19 protein-coding genes are annotated in these 21,137 nt (G+C 64.9%); 9 read left to right on the top strand and 10 right to left on the bottom strand.

Translation table 11 applies throughout. From position 1 onward, the window contains the following. Window positions 1-78: 78 nt before the first annotated feature. Both CP49_RS39295 and CP49_RS39290 read left to right on the top strand, forming a co-directional pair. The gene (locus CP49_RS39295) at window positions 79-423 is read left to right on the top strand and encodes a DUF952 domain-containing protein (protein WP_057855447.1); all 345 of its coding nucleotides are present in this window, start codon (window positions 79-81) and stop codon (window positions 421-423) included. Further along, a complete protein-coding gene (locus CP49_RS39290) occupies window positions 420-1,517 on the top strand; it encodes a quinone-dependent dihydroorotate dehydrogenase (protein ID WP_057855446.1) in 1,098 nt (365 codons plus the stop codon). Before CP49_RS39295 ends, CP49_RS39290 begins: the two co-directional genes overlap by 4 nt. 179 nt (window positions 1,518-1,696) lie before the next feature. Here the strand turns inward: CP49_RS39290 and CP49_RS39285 are convergent, their stop codons facing one another. From CP49_RS39285 to CP49_RS39265, 5 genes are all read right to left on the bottom strand, one after another. Next, window positions 1,697-3,022 carry an MATE family efflux transporter gene (locus tag CP49_RS39285; protein WP_057855445.1) on the bottom strand — a complete coding sequence of 442 codons (1,326 nt, stop codon included), beginning with the start codon at window positions 3,020-3,022 and terminating at the stop codon, window positions 1,697-1,699. A gap of 2 nt (window positions 3,023-3,024) precedes the next feature. Beyond that, window positions 3,025-3,759 carry an MBL fold metallo-hydrolase gene (locus tag CP49_RS39280; RefSeq protein ID WP_057855444.1) on the bottom strand — a complete coding sequence of 245 codons (735 nt, stop codon included), beginning with the start codon at window positions 3,757-3,759 and terminating at the stop codon, window positions 3,025-3,027. Window positions 3,760-3,784: 25 nt separating this feature from the next. Continuing rightward, window positions 3,785-4,087, bottom strand: coding sequence for a DUF6460 domain-containing protein (locus tag CP49_RS39275; RefSeq protein WP_057855475.1), 303 nt, complete (start codon window positions 4,085-4,087; stop codon window positions 3,785-3,787). A gap of 96 nt (window positions 4,088-4,183) precedes the next feature. Beyond that, entirely contained in the window at window positions 4,184-6,019 is a 1,836-nt protein-coding gene (locus CP49_RS39270) for a cisplatin damage response ATP-dependent DNA ligase (RefSeq protein ID WP_057855443.1), read from the bottom strand. Further along, the gene (locus tag CP49_RS39265; RefSeq protein ID WP_057855474.1) at window positions 6,016-7,053 is read right to left on the bottom strand and encodes a ligase-associated DNA damage response exonuclease; all 1,038 of its coding nucleotides are present in this window, start codon (window positions 7,051-7,053) and stop codon (window positions 6,016-6,018) included. The genes CP49_RS39270 and CP49_RS39265 overlap by 4 nt, the downstream gene beginning before the upstream one ends. Before the next feature lie 200 nt (window positions 7,054-7,253). On the opposite strand from CP49_RS39265, the gene CP49_RS39260 reads away from it, so the two are divergent. From CP49_RS39260 to pdeM, 4 genes are all read left to right on the top strand, one after another. Then, complete coding sequence (locus CP49_RS39260; RefSeq protein WP_057855442.1) at window positions 7,254-8,180, top strand: class I SAM-dependent DNA methyltransferase; 927 nt, start codon at window positions 7,254-7,256, stop codon at window positions 8,178-8,180. Between the two features lie 105 nt (window positions 8,181-8,285). After that, entirely contained in the window at window positions 8,286-9,515 is a 1,230-nt protein-coding gene (locus CP49_RS39255) for an ABC transporter substrate-binding protein (RefSeq protein ID WP_057855441.1), read from the top strand. A 234-nt stretch (window positions 9,516-9,749) separates the two neighbouring features. Further along, complete coding sequence (locus CP49_RS39250; RefSeq protein ID WP_057855440.1) at window positions 9,750-12,323, top strand: ligase-associated DNA damage response DEXH box helicase; 2,574 nt, start codon at window positions 9,750-9,752, stop codon at window positions 12,321-12,323. A gap of 42 nt (window positions 12,324-12,365) precedes the next feature. Continuing rightward, window positions 12,366-13,037, top strand: coding sequence for a ligase-associated DNA damage response endonuclease PdeM (pdeM, locus tag CP49_RS39245; protein ID WP_057855439.1), 672 nt, complete (start codon window positions 12,366-12,368; stop codon window positions 13,035-13,037). 113 nt (window positions 13,038-13,150) lie between these two features. Here the strand turns inward: pdeM and CP49_RS39240 are convergent, their stop codons facing one another. Further along, window positions 13,151-14,014 (bottom strand): LysR substrate-binding domain-containing protein, encoded by an 864-nt coding sequence (locus CP49_RS39240; RefSeq protein WP_057855438.1) that lies wholly within the window; start codon window positions 14,012-14,014, stop codon window positions 13,151-13,153. Window positions 14,015-14,110: 96 nt separating this feature from the next. Here CP49_RS39240 and CP49_RS39235 point away from each other — a divergent pair, with 96 nt between their 5' ends. From CP49_RS39235 to CP49_RS39225, 3 genes are all read left to right on the top strand, one after another. After that, window positions 14,111-15,031, top strand: coding sequence for a DMT family transporter (locus CP49_RS39235; protein WP_057855437.1), 921 nt, complete (start codon window positions 14,111-14,113; stop codon window positions 15,029-15,031). 15 nt (window positions 15,032-15,046) lie between these two features. Beyond that, window positions 15,047-15,829 (top strand): MBL fold metallo-hydrolase, encoded by a 783-nt coding sequence (locus tag CP49_RS39230; RefSeq protein ID WP_057855436.1) that lies wholly within the window; start codon window positions 15,047-15,049, stop codon window positions 15,827-15,829. A gap of 164 nt (window positions 15,830-15,993) precedes the next feature. Further along, entirely contained in the window at window positions 15,994-17,283 is a 1,290-nt protein-coding gene (locus CP49_RS39225) for an NRAMP family divalent metal transporter (protein ID WP_057855473.1), read from the top strand. A gap of 94 nt (window positions 17,284-17,377) precedes the next feature. Here CP49_RS39225 and CP49_RS39220 read toward each other — a convergent pair whose 3' ends face one another. From CP49_RS39220 to CP49_RS39205, 4 genes are all read right to left on the bottom strand, one after another. After that, window positions 17,378-18,160: a TIGR02186 family protein gene (locus CP49_RS39220; protein ID WP_057855435.1), complete on the bottom strand. Its 783-nt coding sequence runs from the start codon at window positions 18,158-18,160 to the stop codon at window positions 17,378-17,380. After that, window positions 18,157-19,083: a sulfite exporter TauE/SafE family protein gene (locus CP49_RS39215; protein ID WP_057855472.1), complete on the bottom strand. Its 927-nt coding sequence runs from the start codon at window positions 19,081-19,083 to the stop codon at window positions 18,157-18,159. The genes CP49_RS39220 and CP49_RS39215 overlap by 4 nt, the downstream gene beginning before the upstream one ends. A 285-nt stretch (window positions 19,084-19,368) precedes the next feature. Then, window positions 19,369-20,172, bottom strand: a complete 804-nt coding sequence (locus tag CP49_RS39210) for a COG3904 family protein (RefSeq protein ID WP_057855471.1) — start codon at window positions 20,170-20,172, stop codon at window positions 19,369-19,371. 117 nt (window positions 20,173-20,289) lie between these two features. Continuing rightward, the coding region (locus CP49_RS39205; RefSeq protein ID WP_197423357.1) for a tetratricopeptide repeat protein at window positions 20,290-21,137 on the bottom strand (848 nt) is incomplete at its 5' end.

Below are 21,137 nucleotides of genomic sequence, written 5' to 3'. Positions count from 1 at the left end.
TGCCGCCTTTACGGTCGGCGGCCACCCCGGCCATTTCCGGGAAAATCCCAAGAGACTCAAGCGACAAGCCGGAACGCCGTGCCGACCATTTATAAAATCACTTCCGCCTCGGCCTGGCGCGAGGCCGAGCGGCAGGGCGTCTATCGCGGCAGTGCAGACGATCTGCGCGACGGCTTCATTCATTTCTCCACGGCGTCCCAGGTCGCCGAGACGGCGCGAAAGCATTATTTCGGCCAGACCGGCTTGTTCCTGGTCGCGGTCGACGCGGAGGCGCTCGGCGATGCGTTGCGCTGGGAGCCTTCGCGCAACGACGAACTGTTCCCGCATCTCTACGGCGAGCTTGATCTCGGCGCGGTAACCGCGATCCTCGACATGCGGGCGCGGTCCGATGGCTCTCACGATATTCCGGAGCTCACCCCGTGATCCGCGCCTTCGACGCCTTTTCGCTGCCGCTGCTGCGCTGGTTCGATCCGGAAGACGCGCATCGCATGGCGATCCAGGGCCTGCGGCTGCTGCCGCCGGTCAGGCCGCGGGCCGACGACCACAAGCTGGCGGTGCGCGCCTTCGGCTTGAATTTTCCCAATCCGATCGGCATGGCCGCGGGCTTCGACAAGAGCGCGGAGGTGCCCGACGCGCTGCTCAGGCTCGGGTTCGGCTTTGTCGAAATCGGCACCGTGACGCCGAAGCCGCAGGGCGGCAATCCACGGCCACGGCTGTTTCGCCTCGAGCGGGATGAAGCCGTGATCAACCGCATGGGCTTCAACAATGACGGCGCCGAAGCTGCGCTGCGCCGGCTTGCGGCGCGCGCCCACCATGGCGGCATCGTCGGCGTCAATGTCGGGGCCAACAAGGATTCGCCCGACCGCGTCGCAGATTATGTCAAGCTGATCGAGACGTTTGCGCCGGTTGCGAGCTATTTCACCGTCAACGTCTCCTCGCCGAACACGCCCGGCCTGCGCAATCTGCAGCAAGCGGCGGCGCTCGATGAACTCCTCGCCAAGGTGATCGATGCGCGCGAGCGGGTGCGCAGGAATGCCGGCGATTCACCGGTGCTGCTCAAGATCGCGCCGGACCTGAGTTTGGCCGAGCTCGACGACGTCGTGCACATCGCGCGCTCGCGCGGGGTCGACGGCATGATCGTCGCCAATACCACGCTGGCGCGTCCCGCGACGTTGCGCGAACAGGCGAGAGCGAAAGAGCAGGGCGGATTGTCGGGGCGGCCGCTGTTTCGGCTGTCGACGCGCATGGTGGCCGAGACTTATGTCCGCACCGAAGGTGCGTTTCCATTGATCGGCGTCGGCGGCATCGATTCCGGCGGCGCCGCGCTGACGAAAATCCGCGCCGGTGCCAGCCTGATCCAGCTCTATTCGTCGCTGGTCTACAAGGGCCTCGGGCTGGTGGACGACATCAAGAACGATCTTGCCTCGACGTTGCTGCGCACCGGGCGCGACTCGCTGTCGGAGATCGTCGGCGCGGATGCTGCGACGATCACCGCCGAGGACTGGCCGGTGGTGTAGCTTTTCGCGCGCGAGCGCGTTTGAAGTCACCTCGCCCCGCTCTTCGCGGGGAGAGGTCGGATTGCGAAGCAATCCGGGTGAGGGGAGCCTCCGCATACTCAGCTCTATCGAATTCGCGGAGACAGCCCCTCACCCCGACCCTCTCCCCGCAAGAGCGGGGCGAGGGAGAAGCAAGCCCGTCAGGCCGCAAACGACTTCCTCAACAGCGCCGGATACCACAACGCCTGCAATCCGCCGCGGGCGGCATAGTGCACCAGAAACGCGCCCCACAGTCCGGCGTTGCCGAACGATCGCAGCGCGAACCACGCGGCAAGGAAGATCAATAGCGACAGCACCATCAGATTACGCATGTCGCGCGCCCAGGTGGCGCCGATATAGATCCCGTCATAGGCAAAGGCGAACACGCCGAGCAGCGGCGCGAAGATGACGAACGGCAGATAGTCGCGCGCGATGCGCCGCACGTCCGCGCTCGCGGTCAGCACGTCGATCAGCGCAGGCCCGAACAGCGCGAAGCTTGCGGCGACTGCAAAGGCGAAGCCAAAGCCCCAGATCACGACCAGCTTGACGGCTCCGGAGAAGGCGCGCTTGTCGCGGGCGCCATAGGCGCGGCCGCAAAGCTGTTCGGCGGCGTTGGCGAGGCCATCGAGGAAGAAGCCGCTGATCATCAGAAAATTGTTCAAGACCGCATTGGCCGCGAGCGTCACGTCGCCGGCGCGGGCTCCTTGCGCGATGAAGAACAGGAAGGCTGCAATCAGCGCTGCGGTACGAATCAGGATGTCACGATTGACTGTCAGCATCCGCATCAGTTTTGTGCGGTCGAACAGCGTCGCAGGCGAGATGGCCGATTGCCCACGGGACAGATGCCGCGCGATCAAAATACCGAGCAGGACGCCGGTCGCCTCCGCGATCACGGCTGCGATCGCGGCGCCGGCGATGCCGAGGTCGAATACCAGTACCAGCAGCACCGTCGCGATCATGTTGGTGACGTTGATCGCAACCTGGGTCGTCAGCGCCAGTGTGGCGCGCGCCTGTCCGATCAGCCAGCCGAGGACGACATAATTGGCGAGCGCAAGTGGCGCCGACCAGATCCGGATCGTGAAGTAGGTTTTTGCCGCGTGCGTGACGCCCTCGCTGCCGCCCATCGCACCCAGCAGGATGGTGGCGAGCGGAACCTGCAGCGCAATGAGCGCCGTGCCGATCAGGGCCGCGACCAGGAAGCCGCGGATCAGGATCGCACGTAATTCGATGGTTTCACCGGCGCCGAGCGACTGTGCGGTGAAGGCGACCGTGCTCATGCGCAGGAAGCCGAACAGCCAGAACATGCAGTCGAACAGCACCGAGGCCATCGCCACGCCGCCGAGCAGCGTGGCGTCGCCGAGCCGGCCGATCGCCGTGGTCGAGACGATGCCGATCAGCGGCGTGGTCAGGTTCGCGACCATCGCGGGACCCGCGATGGCAAACACCTGTGCCGTCGTGACCCCAGAAGCAGGATTAGGCGAATGCATGCCTAGAGCTCGACGACCATGCCGTCATGGGCAGCCGTGTAGATCAGTTCGCTCAGCCGTCCGAGCATGTCGTCGCTCATATGCGTCAGCACCAGCCGCTTGGCGTTGATTTCGCCCAGGTGCGCTTCCAGCGTCTTCAGGCTGAGATGGTTCTTGACGGTCTTGTCGTAGTAATACGCTTCCGCAACGAACAGGTCCGCGCCGCGCGCCGCCGGGATCAGCGCATCAGTCCATTCGGTGTCGGCGCTGTAGGTGATGACTCGGCCCTCGGCCTCGACCCGATAAGCCAGGAACGGCCCGCCGGATTCGCCGTGGACGACAGGATAGGGCGTCACCTTGACTTCGCCAAAAGTCCGGCTCTGCTCCGGTTCGAGTGCGACGACGGATAGATCGAAGCGTTGTTTGGCTTTGGAGGAGTGCTCGAACAGCGCTTCCATCAGGTTGGCGAGCTTCGTCTCGATGCCCTGTGGACCAGCGATCACCAGCGGACGGGAGCGCCGCGTGAACTGCGCATCCAGCAGCAGGAACGGAAGGCCGCCAAAATGGTCGCCGTGGAAATGCGTGATCAGGATCAGGTCGATGCCGTCGCGCGCGATGCCGAGACGCTTCAGCGCCGGCAGCGACGACGCGCCGCAGTCGATCAGGAAATTGACGCGTGCGCCGGTGACGTGGAAGCAGGTGTTGAACCTGCCGCCGGAACCGAGTGCGTCGCCGCAGCCGACAAATCGCAATTGCATCGGCTGCGGCCTTTACGAGTTGAATCTATCGCCCGCGCGGGGCGCCGAACAGCCGCGACAGCAGCCAGATCGGGACCACGATCACGGCACCGAGCAGGAAGTAGCGCCACAGCCAGTTGACCGCGTCGAAGCCGAGGTCCCACAGCCGCCGGAACAGGGTCTGGATGCTGTGCAGGATATTCCAGGGATCGAAGCCGATCGCGGCCAGCACCACGCCGACCAGGATCGACAGCAGGATCAACCGGAACGCCACCGACAGCGGCGAGCCGCCGAGGAAGCGGTACAGGCCGTCATTGCTGGCCGGCAGGTCTCTGACGTCGTTTGGCATCGGTCTCTCCTCGCGGGTCGCGCGCATTATAGGCACGGCGGGGCACATGGGGAACCCGCTCGTATCAGTCAATGGCCGCTATGCGCCGCTGGAATGTTAATTTGCCGTCACGTCTTTGAGCATCCGTTCCAGCGTCTCCAGCCGGTCGGCCTCGCGCGGCGGCTTGTCCCAGCGCAGCCGGCTGATGCGCGGAAACCGCATCGCGACGCCGGATTTGTGCCGCGGCGAGCGCGCCAATCCCTCGAAGGCGACTTCCAGCACCAGGCCCTGGTCCGGCTCATGCACGACATGCCGCACCGGGCCAAACTTTTCCGTGGTGTTGCGGCGGACGAAACGGTCGATCTGCAAGAGTTCCTCGTCGGTGAAGCCGAAATAGGCTTTTCCGACCGGCACCAGTTGCTCGCCGTCCTCGCCCGAGGTCCAGACGCCGAAGGTGTAGTCCGAATAATAGGACGAACGCTTGCCGTGGCCGCGCTGCGCATACATCAAGACGGCGTCGATGATGTGCGGGTCGCGCTTCCATTTCCACCACTGGCCCCTGGGGCGGCCCGGCAGGTACGGCGCGTCGCGCCGCTTGAGCATCACGCCTTCGACCGCCTCGGCATCTTCGCCCGCCCCAGCGCTTGCGGGATCGGCGCGCGCCGCCATCAGCGCGTCCCAGCTATCGAAGGCGACCGTCGGCGACAGATCGATGCGGGAATCGTCCAGCTTCCGGACGAATGCCTCGAGATGCGCGCGGCGCTCGACGAACGGCAGTTCGCGCAGGTCGTTCTCATCGTCGCCGAGCAGGTCGTAGGCGCGCAAGTGAATCGGAAATTCGCTGATCAGTTTCGGCGAGACGACTTTTCGGTTCAGCCGCTGCTGCAGCACGTTGAAGGTTTGCACACGGCCTTCGCGCAGCACCAACAGCTCGCCGTCGATGGCGCCGGGGAGGTGCAGCGACGGCAAGAGGTCGGGAAAGCTCTTGCTGATGTCCTCGCCGGTGCGCGAATAGAGCCGCGCCTGCATGTGGCCGCGCTCGTCGCGGCCCGAGACCGCCTGCACGCGGATGCCGTCCCACTTCCATTCCGCGATGTAATCGGACGGATCGAGGCTGGCGAAATCCGTATCCTCGATCGCATGGGCCAGCATTACCGGGCGGAACGGCGCCGGATCGCGGTTGACCGGCTTGTCGCCGCGGCCTTCCAGCCACGCGAACAGGTCGAGATAGGGCGGGGAAAGTCCCGGCCAGATCAGTTCGATCTCGTGCGGGTCCTTGTCGCCGAGTGCGGCCGCGGCGGTTTTGGCGAGCCGCGCCGAAATCCCGATCCGCATCGCGCCGGTGACGAGTTTCAGCAGCGCCCAGCGGCCGGTCTCGTCGAGCTCGTCGAGCCAGCGCGCGAGCTGCGCCGGCAGCTCGGTCTTGCCGAGGGTGCGAAGGGTGGTGACGACTTCACTCAGCGTCGGCGGCGGAGGGTTATTGTGGCCGCGTTGCTCACCCGTGGGATACCCCTCTCCCTGGCCCTCCCCCGCAAGGGGGGAGGGAACAGTGAGAGTTGTGAGTGCGGCTTTCGAGTTGAGTCGCGGTGACAGCGCAGCACTCAACTGGGCTCCCTCCCCCCTTGCGGGGGAGGGCGGGGGAGAGGGGTGGCTCAGCAAAGACTCGCCGTAGTGATCGCCACCCCTTGGCCACATCAGCGCGACCGTCTCGGATAAATCGCCGACGTAATCATACGACAGCCCGAACAACACCGGATCGGTGCGATCCATAATCAGATCGCGGACCAGTCCCGGCTTGGCATGCTTGAACGACAGCGCGCCGGTCAGCGCCGCCAGCGCGTAGCCGCGGTCGGGATCTCCGACTTCACGAAAATAGCCCGTGATCAGCCGCAACTTGTTGTTGCGGCCGGGCTCATAGGCGAGGCGATCCAGAAGTTCGGCGAAGCGGTTCATGCCTCGGCCTCGTCGGCCGCGACCACCTCGTGCTCCTCCTCGTCGCCGTAGCCGACGAGGTCGAGCGGCCGCGCGGCCAGCCCGCGCGCCTTGCACCAATGCACCAGCGCGTCTTCCTGGCCATGCGTGACCCAGATCTCGCCGGCGCCGGTGGCTTCGATGGTTGCGGTCAGGCCGTCCCAGTCGGCGTGGTCTGATATCACCAGCGGCAGTTCGACGCCGCGCTGGCGGGCGCGCGCCCGTACCCGCATCCAGCCCGAGGCGAACGCCGTGACCGGATCGGGGAAACGTCGCGTCCAGATGTCTGAGGTAGCCGATGGCGGCGCCAGCGTGATGGTGCCGGCGAGATCGGCCTTCTTCACGCCCCTGACCGGACGTAGCTCGCCGAGCGCGACGCCACGCCTTTCATAGTAGTGTGTGATCGTTTCCATCGCGCCGTGGAGGTAAATCGGCGCGTCATAGCCCTGCTCGCGCAGCAGCGCGATCACACGCTGCGCCTTGCCGAGCGAATAGGCGCCGACCAGATGCGCGCGCTCCGGAAACAGCGCCACTGATGCCAACAACTTCTTCACCTCATCCGCCGCATCGCCATGGCGAAACACCGGCAGTCCGAATGTTGCCTCGGTGATGAAGACGTCGCAGGGCACCACTTCGAACGGCGCGCAGGTCGGATCAGTCGCGTCCTTGTAGTCGCCGGAGGCGACGATGCAGGTGTCCTTGCAACTCACCGCAATCTGCGCCGAGCCCAGCACGTGACCCGCAGGATGGAATTTGATGGTGACGTCGCCGAGCCGAATTTCCTCGCCATAGCGAATGGCCTGGGTGCTGCGGGCGAAATTGTCGCCGTAGCGCAGCCGCATCATGTCGAGCGTTTCCTGCGTGGCGAGTACGGCGCCATGGCCGGGCCGGGCATGATCGGAATGGCCGTGGGTAATCACGGCCCGCTCGACCGGGCGCACCGGGTCGATATGAAAGCCGCCCGGCTTGCAGCACAGGCCGGCGGGAAGGGGAATCAGGATGTCCTGCGGACGCATGCCTGACATATAGGAGGTCTCGCGCCGGATTTTACCCGTCATGCGCGGGCTTGACCCGCGCATCCATCTTCTGAAGAGTCTCCCTTTATTGATGGATTGCCGGGTCCCGGCTACGCCAAGGCTTCGCCGGGCACTCTAGTGTCAGGCCGGCGAAGCTTCAGCGAGGTCGGCAAGCCTGGCAATGACATGTTTCGGAACCCATGCCTGCCCGCCTTTTTCTCTCCTCCGGCGATCTGATGGCCGACCGCCGGTTCGAATTTGCCCGCGACCTGCACTTGAAGGGCGACCTACCCGCCGCTGCCGATCTCCTGATGCAAGCGATCGAACTGGCGCCCAATTTCACGTCCGCCTGGTTCACGCTCGCCGGCATCCGCGAAGAGCTCGGCGAGCACGACGCGGCGATTGCGGCGTTTCGAAAGGCTCAGGCCAGCGATTCCGATGATCGGCACGGCGCGGGGCTTCGATTGATGCGGCTCGGCGCCGAACCATTGTCCGGCATGTCGCAGGCCTATGTGCAGACGCTATTTGACCAGTATGCGCCGCGATTTGAATCGTCGCTGGTGGGCGATCTCGGCTATCGCGGCCCGGAGCTGTTGTTCCGGGCGGTGCTGTCGGTGCGATCAGCCGCGCGCAAGCCGGCGTTCTTCAAGCGCGCGATCGATCTCGGCTGCGGCACCGGGCTTGCGGCATCAACGTTCGCCAAGGGGGTTGATCATTTCATCGGCATCGATCTGTCGCCGCGCATGATCGAGCGGGCGCGCGCCAGTGGCCTCTATGCCGAGCTTGAAGTCGCCGACATGCTGCAGGGCTTGCGCGGCCGGGCGGATGCAAGCGCCGATCTCATCCTCGCCGCCGATGCGATGGTCTATGTCGCCGATCTCGCCCCCGTGCTGGCGGAAGCCGCTCGTGTGCTTGCTGCAGGTGCTCTGCTCGCATTCACCGCCGAGACCCATGATGGTGGGGGCGTCGTTATCGGGCGAGGGCTGCGCTATGCTCACGCTGCGGCTTACGTGCGCGCTTCGGTTGAAGTCTCCGGGCTCAAATTATCTCTGCTGGAAGATCGCTCCGCCCGCAACGAGGACAACGCGCCGGTTCCCGGGCTGGTCGCCGTCGCCGCGAAAACTTGAGTCTAGACGCTACGCGCGCCGCGAATGCGGCATTGCGTGCGACATGTCAGCTATTGCCACTGAGGCCGGAATGCCTGATCAAGACTCCCATAAGGGAGAACAATAATGAAGAACAAACAAACCCGGCGCGAATTCGGCGCCACCGCGCTCGCCACTGTCCTCGCATCAGCCATGCCCGCGCCCTTCGTCCGGGCCGCGGAGAAGAAATACGATCCGGGCGCCAGCGACACCGAAATCAAGATCGGGCAGACCGTGCCGCATTCCGGTCCCGGCTCGCTCTACGGCGTGTTGGGCCGGGTCGGCGAGGCTTATTTCCAGATGCTGAACGAAAAGGGCGGCATCAACGGACGCAAGGTAAAATTCCTCTCCATGGACGACGCCTACAGCGCGCCAAAATGCGTCGAGGCGACGCGGCGGCTGGTCGAGCAGGAGGAAGTGCTGGCGCTGTATGGCTCGCTCGGCACCGCGCCGCAGACCGCCGTGCACAAATACCTCAACTCGAAAGGCGTGCCGCAGCTCCTGCTCAATACGGGCGCGTCGAAATGGAACGATCCCAAGAACTTCAAATGGACCATGGCGGGCCTGCCGCTGTATCCGACCGAAGCACGCATTCTCGCCAAGCATGTCGTGAGCGTGAAGCCGAACGCGAAGGTCGGCATCCTCTACCAGAACGACGATTTCGGTCGCGATTTTCTTGGCCCCTTCAAGAAGGTGCTGGCCGATGCCGGCGGCACCGCCAAGGTGATCATGGAGCAGACCTACGATCTGACCGAGCCGACGATCGATTCGCAGCTCATCAATCTCTCCAAATCGGGCGCTGACGTCTTCTACAATATCTCCACCGGCAAGGCGTCGTCGCAGTCGATCCGCAAACTGGCCGAACTCGGCTGGAAGCCGCTGCATCTGTTGTCGGCGGGATCGACCGGTCGTTCGATTCTCAGTGCCGCCGGCTTCGAGAACGCCACGGGCATCGTCGCGATCCGCTACGCCAAGGAGGTCGGCGTGCCGCGCTTCGAGAAGGATCCCGACGTGATGGCGTTCGAAGAACTGCGCAAAAAGTACCTGTCCAATGTCGATCCTGATAACACCATCGCTTTTGCCGGTTACGGCCAGGTGGTGGCGATGGCGGAGATCCTGCGCCGTTGCGGCGACGAGCTCACCCGCGCCAACGTTCTAAAGCAAGCCACAACGCTGGCGGGCTTCCATTCTCCCTACATGCTGGACGGCGTGACCTACAGCTACACGCCCGACGACTACACCCCGATGAAGACGCTCTATATCTCGATCTTCAACGGCAAGGACTGGGACATTTCGGACAAGCCGGTGACGGAGTAGCGGGCGCGCGCCTTCCCTCGCTCGTGGTCCCGTCACCCTGAGGAGCGCGGAACGCGCGTCTCGAAGGGCGACGGCCACCAGCGGGGCCGCGTACCCTTCGAGGCTCGCTCGCGCTCGCACCTCCAGCGACAACGGCGAAGCCGTTGCGCGGGGGTGACGGATCGGACGTCAGCGGGCGAGATGAGGTAGCTCCGGCCCCTCGACGAACTCGCCCGGACGGCTTACCTCTTCTCCGTGCCGTCGCTTGATCCCTTACCGTTCACGCCGCTTGAAACGGCTGCGCTGCTGCCCGACCGCTTCCGCCGCTGGTTCGCCGCGCGCGGCTGGTCGCCGCGCGAGCATCAGCTGGCGCTGCTGGCAAAAGCCAGCGATGATGCGTCGGCGCTGCTGATTGCGCCGACCGGTGCGGGCAAGACGCTGGCCGGCTTTCTGCCGACGCTGGTGGAGCTTTCCGCCGTTCCGAAGGGCGGCGGCGAGAAGAACCTCATCTCCACCGGCCGCAGCGTCAAACGCAGCGGCGGCCTTCACACCCTCTACATCTCGCCACTGAAAGCGCTCGCGGTCGATATCGCGCGCAATCTGGAGACGCCGATTGCCGAGATGGGCCTGCCGATCAAGGTCGAGACCCGCACCGGCGATACCCCGGTGTCGCGGCGGCAGCGGCAGCGGCGCTATCCGCCGGATGTCCTGCTTACCACGCCCGAACAACTGGCGCTGTTGCTGTCTTCGGACGACGCGCCGTTTCTGTTCTCTTCGCTCAAGCGTATCGTGCTCGACGAGCTGCATGCGCTGGTTACCTCCAAGCGCGGCGATCTGCTGTCGCTCGGGCTGGCGCGGCTGTGGCGGCTGGCGCCGGAGATGCGCGCGATTGGACTGTCGGCAACGGTGGCAGAGCCGGAATCGCTGGCACGCTTTCTGGTGCCGCAGCAGGGCGGCAGGGAAATCTCCTCCGATATAGTCGTGGCGGGCGGGGCGGCGGCACCCGTCGTCGAGATGCTCGATACCAGGGAGCGCCTGCCCTGGGCCGGCCATACCGCGCGGCATGCGCTCGGCGAGATGTATGAGCTGATCAAGCGCAACAAGACCACGCTGATCTTCGTCAACACGCGCAGCCAGGCCGAAATGCTGTTTCAGGAGTTCTGGCGGATGAACGACGATGGCCTCTCCATCGCGCTGCACCACGGCTCGCTCGACGTTGCGCAGCGCCGCAAGGTCGAGGAGGCCATGGCCGCGGGCCGATTGCGCGGCGTGGTCTGCACCTCTTCGCTCGATCTCGGCATCGACTGGGGCGACATCGATCTCGTTATCAATGTCGGCGCGCCCAAAGGCGCCTCGCGGCTGATGCAGCGCATCGGCCGCGCCAACCACCGCCTCGATGAACCCTCGCGCGCGGTTCTGATCCCGGCCAACCGTTTCGAAGTGCTGGAGTGCCGCGTCGCCATCGACGCGATCGCCGAGAATGCGCAGGACACCCCGCCGCTGCGCACCGGCGCGCTCGACGTGCTGGCGCAGCACGTGCTCGGCTGCGCCTGCGGCGAACCGTTCCTGTCAGACGAACTTTATGCGGAAGTGCTGACCTCGGCGCCATACGCTTCGCTGACGCGCGGCGATTTCGACGACGTCGTCGATTTTGTCGCCACCGGCGGCTATGCGCTGAAGACCTATGAGCGTTTCGCCCGCATCAAGCAGGACAAGCAGGGACGCTGGCGCGTCGCCAATCCAAAGGTGCGGCAGAGCTATCGCCTCAATGTCGGCACCATCGTCGAAGAAGCGATGCTGAAGGTAAAGCTGGTGCGTGGACGTGGCGGCGGGGCCGGCTCCACCGGCATGATCGGCCGCGGCGGCAGGATGCTGGGCGAGATCGAGGAATACTTTATCGAAGGCTTGGTCGCCGGCGACACTTTTGTGTTCGGTGGCGAGATCGTGCGTTACGAGGCGCTGGTCGAAGACCAGGTTTATGTCTCCCGCTCCAACGACAAAGACGCCAAGGTGCCGTCCTATATGGGCGGCAAGTTTCCACTCTCGACCTATCTGGCCGAACGCGTGCGGAAACTGCTGGACGACCGGCGGCAATGGAATGCACTGCCGGAACAGGTGCGCGACTGGCTGTCGCTGCAGCGGGATTTTTCCCGCGTGCCCGGCGTGCGCGAGCTCCTGATCGAAACCTTTCCGCGCGGCGGCAAGCATTACATGGTGTGCTATCCGTTCGAGGGCCGTCTCGCGCACCAGACGCTCGGCATGCTGCTAACGCGCCGGCTGGAGCGCGCCCGCGCCCGGCCGCTCGGCTTCGTCGCCAACGAATATGCGCTGGCGATCTGGGGCCTTGGCGACATTTCCTTCATGGTTCGCCACGGCAAGCTCGATTTCGCCGCACTGTTCGCGCCCGACATGCTTGGCGACGATCTCGAGGCGTGGCTGGCGGAATCCGCGCTGATGAAGCGCACCTTCCGCAATTGCGCGCTGATCTCGGGCCTGATCCCGCGCCGCTTCACCGGCGAGGAGAAGAGCCGCCGCCAGGTACTGTTCTCGACCGACCTCGTCTATGACGTCTTGCGAAAGCACCAGGCCGACCACGTGCTGCTCCGCGCGGCGCGCGCGGACGCCGCCGCCGGCCTGCTCGATCTCAAGCGTCTGGGTGATATGCTCTCGCGCATTCAGGGGCGAATCACCCATCGGGAACTCGAACATGTTTCGCCGCTCGCCGTTCCCGTGATGCTGGAAATCGGCCGCGAGTCAGTTTATGGCGAAGCAGGAGATGAGTTGCTGGCGGAAGCCGCCGATGAACTCATCAAAGAGGCGATGGGGTAGGACGTGACGGCGGGGGCGCAATCTTCGGGAGACGATCAAGAGATGCGCGCCTCGAAGGTCATGGTTGCAGACGTCACGTTCGTTGCCGACCTCTCCGGCGCGCTGTTCTGGCACGAGCAGCGCCTGCTCGTCGTTTCCGATTTGCACCTGGAAAAGGGCTCCAGTTTTGCGACGCGCGGCGTGCTGCTGCCACCTTATGACACGGTGGCGACGCTCGGCCGTCTCGCCGCCGTGATCGCGCGCCACGACCCGCGCATGGTGATTGCGCTCGGCGACAGTTTTCACGACCGAGCCGCGCATGAACGGCTGTCGGCGCCTGATCGCGACGCGCTCTCGGCGATGCAGGCGCGGCGCGACTGGATCTGGATTTCGGGCAATCACGATCCGGCGCTACCGTCCGATCTCGGCGGCGTGGTGGCAAGCGAAGTCGCGATCGGCCCGATTGCGTTCCGTCATGAGCCGACCGGCGTAGCGGGCGAAATCGCCGGCCACCTGCATCCCAAGGCGCGCGTCGCCACCCGCGGGCGATCGATGGAGCGGCGGTGCTTTGCGAGCGACGGCGAACGCGCCGTGATGCCCGCCTTCGGCGCCTACACCGGCGGTTTGAGCATCCGCGATCCGGCCTTTGCGAAAATTTTCCAGACGCCGGGCTTCATGGCGCATGTGCTCGGTGACAACCGGCTGCACACCATCGCCGCGTCGCGGTGTTATTGAGTGGCCACACATGACGACCTTATCCTGAGGAGCCGCGCAGCGGCGTCTCGAAGGATGGGCCGCGGGCCTCATGGTTCGAGACGCGCTTCGCGCTCCTCACCATGAGGGACGACCTACGCCGCCTTCGCTTCCACGCTGTCGCAGAATTCGGCGAGGCGATCGGCGAGCCGCAACGTCGCCGGGCTCGCATCAGGGGAAGCCATCAGCGCCACTTCCGTCTTGTCGATCGGCGCAAAGCCCTCCTTCGCCGTCAGCACGCGATGGCCGGGTTGGATGGCGATGTCGGAGAGAATGCTCAAACCCAGCCCTGCGGCGACCGCCGCCTGAATGCCGGCGAGGCCTGAGCTTGTATAGGCCATGTGCCATGAGCGTCCGGCGCTTTCGAGCGCATGGATGGCGCGCGCCCTATAGAGACAGCCGGCGGGAAAGCCGATCAGCGGCACCGAGCCGGAACTGATGTCGAGCGGCTGGGTCTTGCTGGTGACCCAATGCACTTTCTCGGGCCACACGGCGATCGCGCCTTTCTCACCGGCGTCGCGCTTGAGCAGCGCGAGATCGAGATCGCCGCGTTCGATATCGCGTCTGAGATATGTGCTTTGGTCGGCGCGCACGTCGAGCCGCAGGCCGGGCCGTGACCGCGCGAACGTCGCCAGAAGTTTGGCGAGGCGATAGGCAGCGAAATCCTCGGAAACGCCGAGCCGAACAGCGCCTTCGCTCTCCGGGCGCGCCACCACATCGCGCGCCTCTTCCGCCAGCGCCAGCAGGCGCCGCGCATAGGACAACAGCCGCTCGCCGGCTTCGGTCGGCGTCACATCCTTTCCGTTGCGGTTGAGCAGCGGCTGGCCGACGTCGTCTTCCAGCCGCTTGATCTGCTGGCTGACGGTCGATTGCGTGCGGTGGACGCGCTCACCGGCGCGGGTGAAGCCGCCGGCATCGACCACGGAGACGAAGCTGCGCAGCAGTTCGAGATCGAGCATGTGAATGCTCCATTTATAAATCAACTGGATGTCAGTCTATCATTTAATTTCCAAATATCAAGGCACGGCTCTAGATCATGGGGCAAGGAGACTCCCATGTCGCTCGCCCCCTCGGTCGCGGTTCCCCGCACCGGCTTCAATCCGCTCCCGCTCTATATCGCGCTCTTCTGTCTGCTCTGGAGCTTCGCTTTTGTCGCCGGTAAGGTCGGCGTTACCGATTGCCCGCCGCTGATCCTGCTCACCGCGCGCTTTTCGCTGGCCGGCATCCTGATCCTCGGCGTCACCGCGCTGCGCGGCGAAGCGTGGTCCTCACTCACCTGGCGCGACGCCGGCATTTTCGCGATCCTCGGCGTTGCCAACAACGCGCTCTATCTCGGCCTCGGCTATACCGGCCTGCAGACGGTATCCGCCGGCCTCGGCGGCCTGATCGTCAGCGCCAATCCGGTTTTCACCGCGGTGCTCGCGGCGGCCTTCCTCGGTGAGACGCTGACCTGGCGCAAGGTGACGGGGCTATTGCTCGGCATCGCCGGCGTCGGTTTTATCGTCTGGCATCGCATGTCGGTCGGTACGGACGACTGGCACGGCATCCTGTTCACGCTGGCGTCATTGGCCTCGATCGTGGCGGGCACCATCCTGTTCAAGGTGCTGGCGCCAAAGGGCAGCCTCTGGGTCGGCAACGGCGTGCAGAATCTCTCAGCAGGCATCGTGCTGCTGCCATTCGCCTTCACCCTGTCCAGCGTCGATGAGATCGTCCCGAGCGCGCGGCTGTTGGGTGCGTTCGCCTTCCTCGTGCTGGGCGGCTCGATCCTGGCCTATCTGCTCTGGTTTCATCTATTGAAGGTTTGCGGCGCGACGGCCGCGAGCGCCTATCACTTCCTGATGCCGCCGCTCGGCATGCTGTTCGCCTTTCTCGTACTCGGCGAACACGTCGAATTCCGCGATCTGCTCGGCATCGTTCCCGTAGCCCTCGGCATTTATCTGGTGACCCGCCCCACCGCGGCTACCGATCAATCTTGATAGAAGGAGCAAGTCATGACAGTTACCATCACCCTGATCGGCGGACCCACCGCGCTGATTGAAGTCGACGGCTTCCGCCTGCTCACCGATCCGACTTTCGACGAGCCCGGCGCCTATCAACTGCCGCATGTCAAGCTGGAGAAGCTGGTTGGCCCCGCCATCAGCGCGCATGATATCGGCGATGTAGATGCCGTGCTGCTCAGCCACGACCAGCATTCGGACAATCTCGACCATGCGGGGCGCGATTTTCTCAAATCAGCGAGGCGCGTGCTGACGACGGAAGTCGGCGCGAAGCGGCTCGGCGGCCATGCCGAAGGCTTTGCGCCGTGGCAGGTCACCGAACTGACCGGCCGTAACGGGCATTCACTGACGATTACCGCGACGCCCGCGCGTCATGGCCCGGCCGGCATCGAGCCACTGGCGGGTGACGTCATCGGCTTTGTGGTCTCGTCAAGCAAGCCCGGTAGTCGCCCGATCTATATCAGCGGCGACACCGTCTGGTACGACGGCGTTGCCGACGTTGCCAAGCGTTTCAAGGCAGGCGTCGTGCTGCCGTTTGCAGGCGCGGCGCAAACCCGCCGGCCCTTCCACATCACCATGGACACTAACGACACCATCGAGACCGCGCGCGCCTTTCCCGACGCGGTAATTATTCCCGTGCATACCGAGGGCTGGAAACACTTTCGTCAGGGCGCGGACGATCTGCGCGCCACCTTCGATACGCTGGGTTTTGGATCGCGCTTGCGGATCCTGGAGCCGGGTGTTGCGACGATCATCGAGCCGCCGCACGCCCCCTAACCGGCGCTTGTGGGTCCGGCGCAGCGACCCTGAAGCAAGTTGCCATTCAGGAACTGAATCCCTTCAGGGTCGTTGTCGGTGCGGCTGGACCCAGCATGACCAATCGTACCAAATCAAGTTTGAAGCATCGCGCAAGTTCGGCCTCCAGTCATTCAAAGCAGGCCGTGAAGAACCAACCGCCGCGAGCGTCTCGCTTCCGCCATGCGCTGAAGGCGCTCGGCCCCGGACTGATCACCGGCGCATCCGACGACGATCCGTCGGGGATCGGCACCTATAGTCAGGCCGGCGCGCAGCTCGGCTACGGTATCGGCTGGACCATGCTGCTGACGTTTCCGCTGATGGCGGCGATCCAGGAAATTTCCGCGCGGGTCGGCCGCGTCACCGGCCATGGCATATCGGGCAATGTGAGCCGGCATTATTCGTCATGGCTGCTTAATTTTGTGGTGGCGCTGCTGTTCATCGCCAACACCATCAACATCGGCGCCGATCTCGGCGCCATGGCGGATGCCGCCAAGCTCCTGATCGGCGGCCACAGCATCATCTATGTCCTGCTGTTCGGTGTGACGTCGGTGGCGGCGCAGATCTTCCTCGATTACAAGCGCTACGTCGCGGTGTTGAAATGGCTGACGCTGAGCCTGTTCGCCTATGTCGCGGCGCTCGCCTTCGCCAAGGTTTCCTGGGGTGACGCGCTCGCCGGCGTCCTCGTGCCGCGCCTGACCTGGAGCATCGACTATTTCACCACCATCGTCGCGATCCTCGGCACCACGATCTCGCCCTATCTGTTCTTCTGGCAGGCGTCGCAGGAAGCCGAGGACCAGCGCGTCGACGCGGCCAAGCGTCCCCTGATCGAAAAACACTACGGCGCGCGGCGGGAATTTAGCCGCATCCGCGCCGACACCATCATCGGCATGGCGTTCTCCAATTTGATCGCGCTGTCGATCATCGTGACTGCGGCGGCGACGCTGCATGCGGCAGGCAAGACCGACATCCAGAGCTCGGCGGAAGCGGCCGAGGCGCTGCGTCCGATCGCCGGCGCGTTTGCGGAAGCGATCTTTGCGCTCGGCATCGTCGGTACGGGGTTGCTGGCGATCCCGGTGCTCGCCGGCGCTGCGGCGTACGCCGTCGGCGAGGGGTGCCGATGGCCGGTCGGGCTCGCGCGCAAACCGAAGGAAGCCGCCGCATTCTACGCCGTGCTGGCACTGTCGGCGGGTATAGGCATCGCGCTGAACTTCACGCCGATCAACCCAATCTCGGCGTTGTACTGGAGCGCCGTCATCAACGGCGTGCTCGCCGTCCCCGTGATGGTGCTGCTGATGTTCATGGCGCGCCGCAAGGACGTGATGGGCACCTTCGTCGTCGGCGGCTGGCTCTATTGGCTAGGCTGGCTGTCGACGGCAGCGATGATGCTCAGCGTCGTCGCGATGGGCGTGGTTTTTTTTGTCGGGAAACCGTAGGATGGGTGGAGCGAAGCGATACCCATCATATTCGAGCCCGGGGCAGGTCCGACGTTGGGTATCGCTGCGCTCCACCCAACCTACGCAATAACGCTCAATCCTTCCTGAACACGATCGAGGCCATCCATCCCGTCATCAGTGCCATGAACGCGGTGATCAGCCCGTAGACGAAGCCATGCTGCTGCGCGGTGGTGGCAACGAACTGCTCGAAGCCGACCTTGACGATTTCGAACGCGGTGTCCGTCTTGGCCACCAGCGCGCCGTCGGCGAACAGCTTGATCTCGACGTTATAGAGACCGATCGGCACTTCGGCCGGCAGCGGAATGCCGGTGCGGAACAGCGTCGGCGTCAGGAACGTCACCGCCGAGGTCTCCTCGCGATAGAGGCCGTGCTGTTTGCGTAGGCGCACGAAGGCGCTGCGGAACGCGTCGTCGGGCACGACGTCGGCGTAGTCGGGGCCGACGCGCTGGGTCAGCAATACGTTGTTCAGCCCGAGCTGCTGTCGCCGCTGCACCTCGGGAGAGGCGATGGCGTCGAACGGGCGGTTGGAAAACAGCGCCAGATAGGTCGGCACGCCCAGGAATTGCCGGGAGTCGGTGTTGATCCAGATCCCGAACCGGCGCTCCTTGCGGCGCGTCACCATGTCGGCGCGCGGGCCGGCAACCGTCACCACCAGATCGTAAGTGCGATTGGCCGACGTGTTCGCGTCCTTTTCCACCGAGCCGAACAGCACCAGTTCCTCGCCGGAGTAGTTCGGCGTCACGGTGACGCGGTGGTTCGACACCGACACGATCAGCCGTTCGGCCCGCGCGGGCGAGGCCGCGAGCGCCAAGCCCAGCGCAAGCCATCCGAGCATGAGGATGAGCCGCAAGGTCATTCCGTCACCCCCGTTTCGCGGATGGTGAAGAGATCCTCGGGCCGGATCACCAGTTCGACGGCAAAACGGACACCGACGGCGAGCACCAACAGCCCGAGCAGGAGCCGCAAATGCTCGCCGCGGATTTTCTGCCCGGCGCGCGCGCCGAATTGCGCGCCGGTGACGCCGCCGACCATCAGGATCAGCGCCAGCACGGCATCGACCAGATGGTTCGTGACCGCATGCAGCATGGTGGCGAACACCATCGTGACCAGCGTGAGCACCATCGAAGTGCCGATCACGGTCGAGGTCGGCACCCGCAGCACGTAGATCAGCAGCGGCACCAGGATGAAGCCGCCGCCGATACCCATCACGGCACCGATGAAGCCGATGATCAGGCCGATCACCACGACGGGAATGACGGACAGGTAGATTTTCGAGCGCTTGAAGCGCATCTTCAGCGGCAATCCATGGATCCAGACATGGCTGCCCGGGCGGCGCGTGGTGACTGGACCGCCGCGGCGGGCCCGCAACAGCGCGCGCAGGCCCTCCCAGAACATCAGAGCGCCGACGGTGGTCAGCAGGATCACGTAAGACGTCGCGATCATGAGATCGAGCTGACCCAGCGAGCGCAGCAGCGTGAAGGTCCATACCCCCAGCGCCGTGCCCAGAGTGCCGCCGGTCAATAGCACCAACGCCAGGAGCGGATCGATGGCGCGCCGTCGCCAATAGGATATCGCGCCGGAAAACGAGGAGGCGGCGATGTGGCTGGCGACGGAGGCGACCGCGACCGCTGGCGCAATGCCGACGAAGATCAACAGCGGCGTCATCAGGAAGCCGCCGCCGATCCCGAACATGCCGGAGACGAACCCGACCGCCGCGCCCATCGCCAGGATGAGGAAGACATTGACTGGAATGTCGGCGATCGGGAGGTAGAGCTGCACGCGCGTCTGCTTTTTGTAGCTTTGCCGCAACAGACGGCCGGAGGCCGCTCACGGCATGGTTTCTCTTCTAATTTGCCGGCAGTGGGATCCGGTTCGCGCATGCACGTTTGCGTGCGCAGGGCCGGTTCCTGCGCCTTTGCATAACTGAATTCGAAGGGATGAGGGACTAAAAACGCCCGGAAAGGCAAATTTTTGCCGTACATGCCCGCGCGTCCGTCAGGATGTTGAAACGCTGTTACAAATTCGTTGGGCAGGTCGGTTCGTGTGGCCCGGTGCTCGGCGGGCTCAGGGCTTTCCGAGCGGCTCGGTGACGAGGTTCATCGCTAGCGCCTGCTTGGGGCTGAGCCAGCGAATCTCGCGGGTCTCGGACATCGCTTCCACTATGGAAGACGAGACCCCCATTTTGGTCATGTAGCCCAGCACCGCGCCGGAAACCCGTTGTGCCTCGGCGACGGGATCATCGACTGGCCGGGTTGTGACAAACCGATGAACACCCAGGGCCGAGCCCAATACGCCGAAGCGGGCCTTGCCGCCGGCATAGACGAGCACGCAGGCGCTGGCGCAGTAGCCAGGCTTGACGCGGCCCGAAGCGTCGGCGCTGCCGACCGCGGTCGCCAGCGAGCGTGACCGGATGATCTCGCCCATGATAGCGGCCTGGTTCAGATCGCCGCCGGGGGAGGCCAACAGGACGATGTCGCCCGCCGCCAGATTGGCCTGGTCCAGACTGCCGCGAAACCAGTTCGCGGCGGCCGGGCCGATCGTCCCGCTGATGAACAGGGCACGCCGGCCCCGGCTCGAACCATCGAGATGGAGCGTGTCGATCACCTGGGATGTCAGGCCTGGGGAGACGTACTGGTCCTTCCAGTAGTCCCAGGCCTCCGGCTGCGACAGGTCCCGGTAGGCGCGAATGGCGACGCCGGCAACCAGCAGGATGAAGATTACGACCGTCCAGAAATGCCGTTTATGCCAAGGCAACTGGACTGGCGGTGTGGGGGCCCGGCCGGGCGGTATGCGCGGCGGCGCTACCGCAGGGCCTGTCGGCGACCTGCGGAAGCGATTTTCTCCATCCTGGCTGTCGTCGGTCGACAATCGATCCTCGTTGCAGGCGGACCCGCTCGCGGTCGGGCTGGCCCGAAGCATTATACGAATTTATGGCCGAGGATATGGCGGCGATGCCGCCGGCATCGCAACTCGTCTTAATGAACTTTAATGAACGGCGGCGGTGCGCTTGGTCGCAGCGGGCTTGGCGGCGGGCTTGGCCGTGCTTGCCGGTGCCGAATCCCAGCCCCCGGCGGGTGACGCCGCGTTGACGGCGTCGTCGGGTTGCGGCTCCGGCGTAAAAGTCTGGATCGCGAGCCTGGCAGCCGCCAGCGACTGGATGTCGAGGCGCTTGGCGATATCGTCGCGTTTGCGCCCCGCATCTGCGTCGCCCTGGGCCGCGGCGAGGCTGAACCATTTGAAGGATTCGGCGAGGTTCTGTTCGACGCCGATGCCGCGGGCATAGAGGATGCCGAGGTTGAACTGGCTGTCGGCGACGCCGCGATCGGCGGCTTTGCGGAACCATACCGACGCGCTCTTGTAATTGGCGCCCTTGCCGCCGCCGTCGGCGTCGAGCACGGCCAGATTGTGCATCGCCTTGGCGCTGCCGCGTTCGGCCGCCTGCTGATAGTAACGCCGCGCAATATCGACGTCGCGTTTCACGCTCAGGCCCTTCTCGTAGAAGGTGCCGAGCCGGAAGATCGCGGGCACCACGCCGGCCTGCGCCGCGCGGTCATACCACTTGGCGGCTTCCTCGAGGTTCGAGGCAACGCCCTTGCCTTCGGCAAAGCGCATGCCGATCTCGTAGGCCGCGGCCGGGTCGCCCTTCAACGCGGCGGCGCGCAATACCGGTCCGCCGATGCCGTCGGGCAGCCGCTCGGTCGGCGGCACCACGATCATGGCAAGCTTCCCGCCGGTAGCCGGCACCGTCGGGATCGCGCCGGTGATGTCGTTGGCCGCCGCCGGGGGCGACGCTGGCTGCGGCGGCACCGCGATCCGCGCGCTATCCAGCGTGT

Source organism: Bradyrhizobium valentinum (assembly GCF_001440405.1).
In the GTDB taxonomy this organism is placed as follows: domain Bacteria; phylum Pseudomonadota; class Alphaproteobacteria; order Rhizobiales; family Xanthobacteraceae; genus Bradyrhizobium; species Bradyrhizobium valentinum.
The sequence above is the reverse complement of the archived record's forward strand: the minus strand, read 5'-3'. Positions and strand labels throughout refer to the sequence as shown.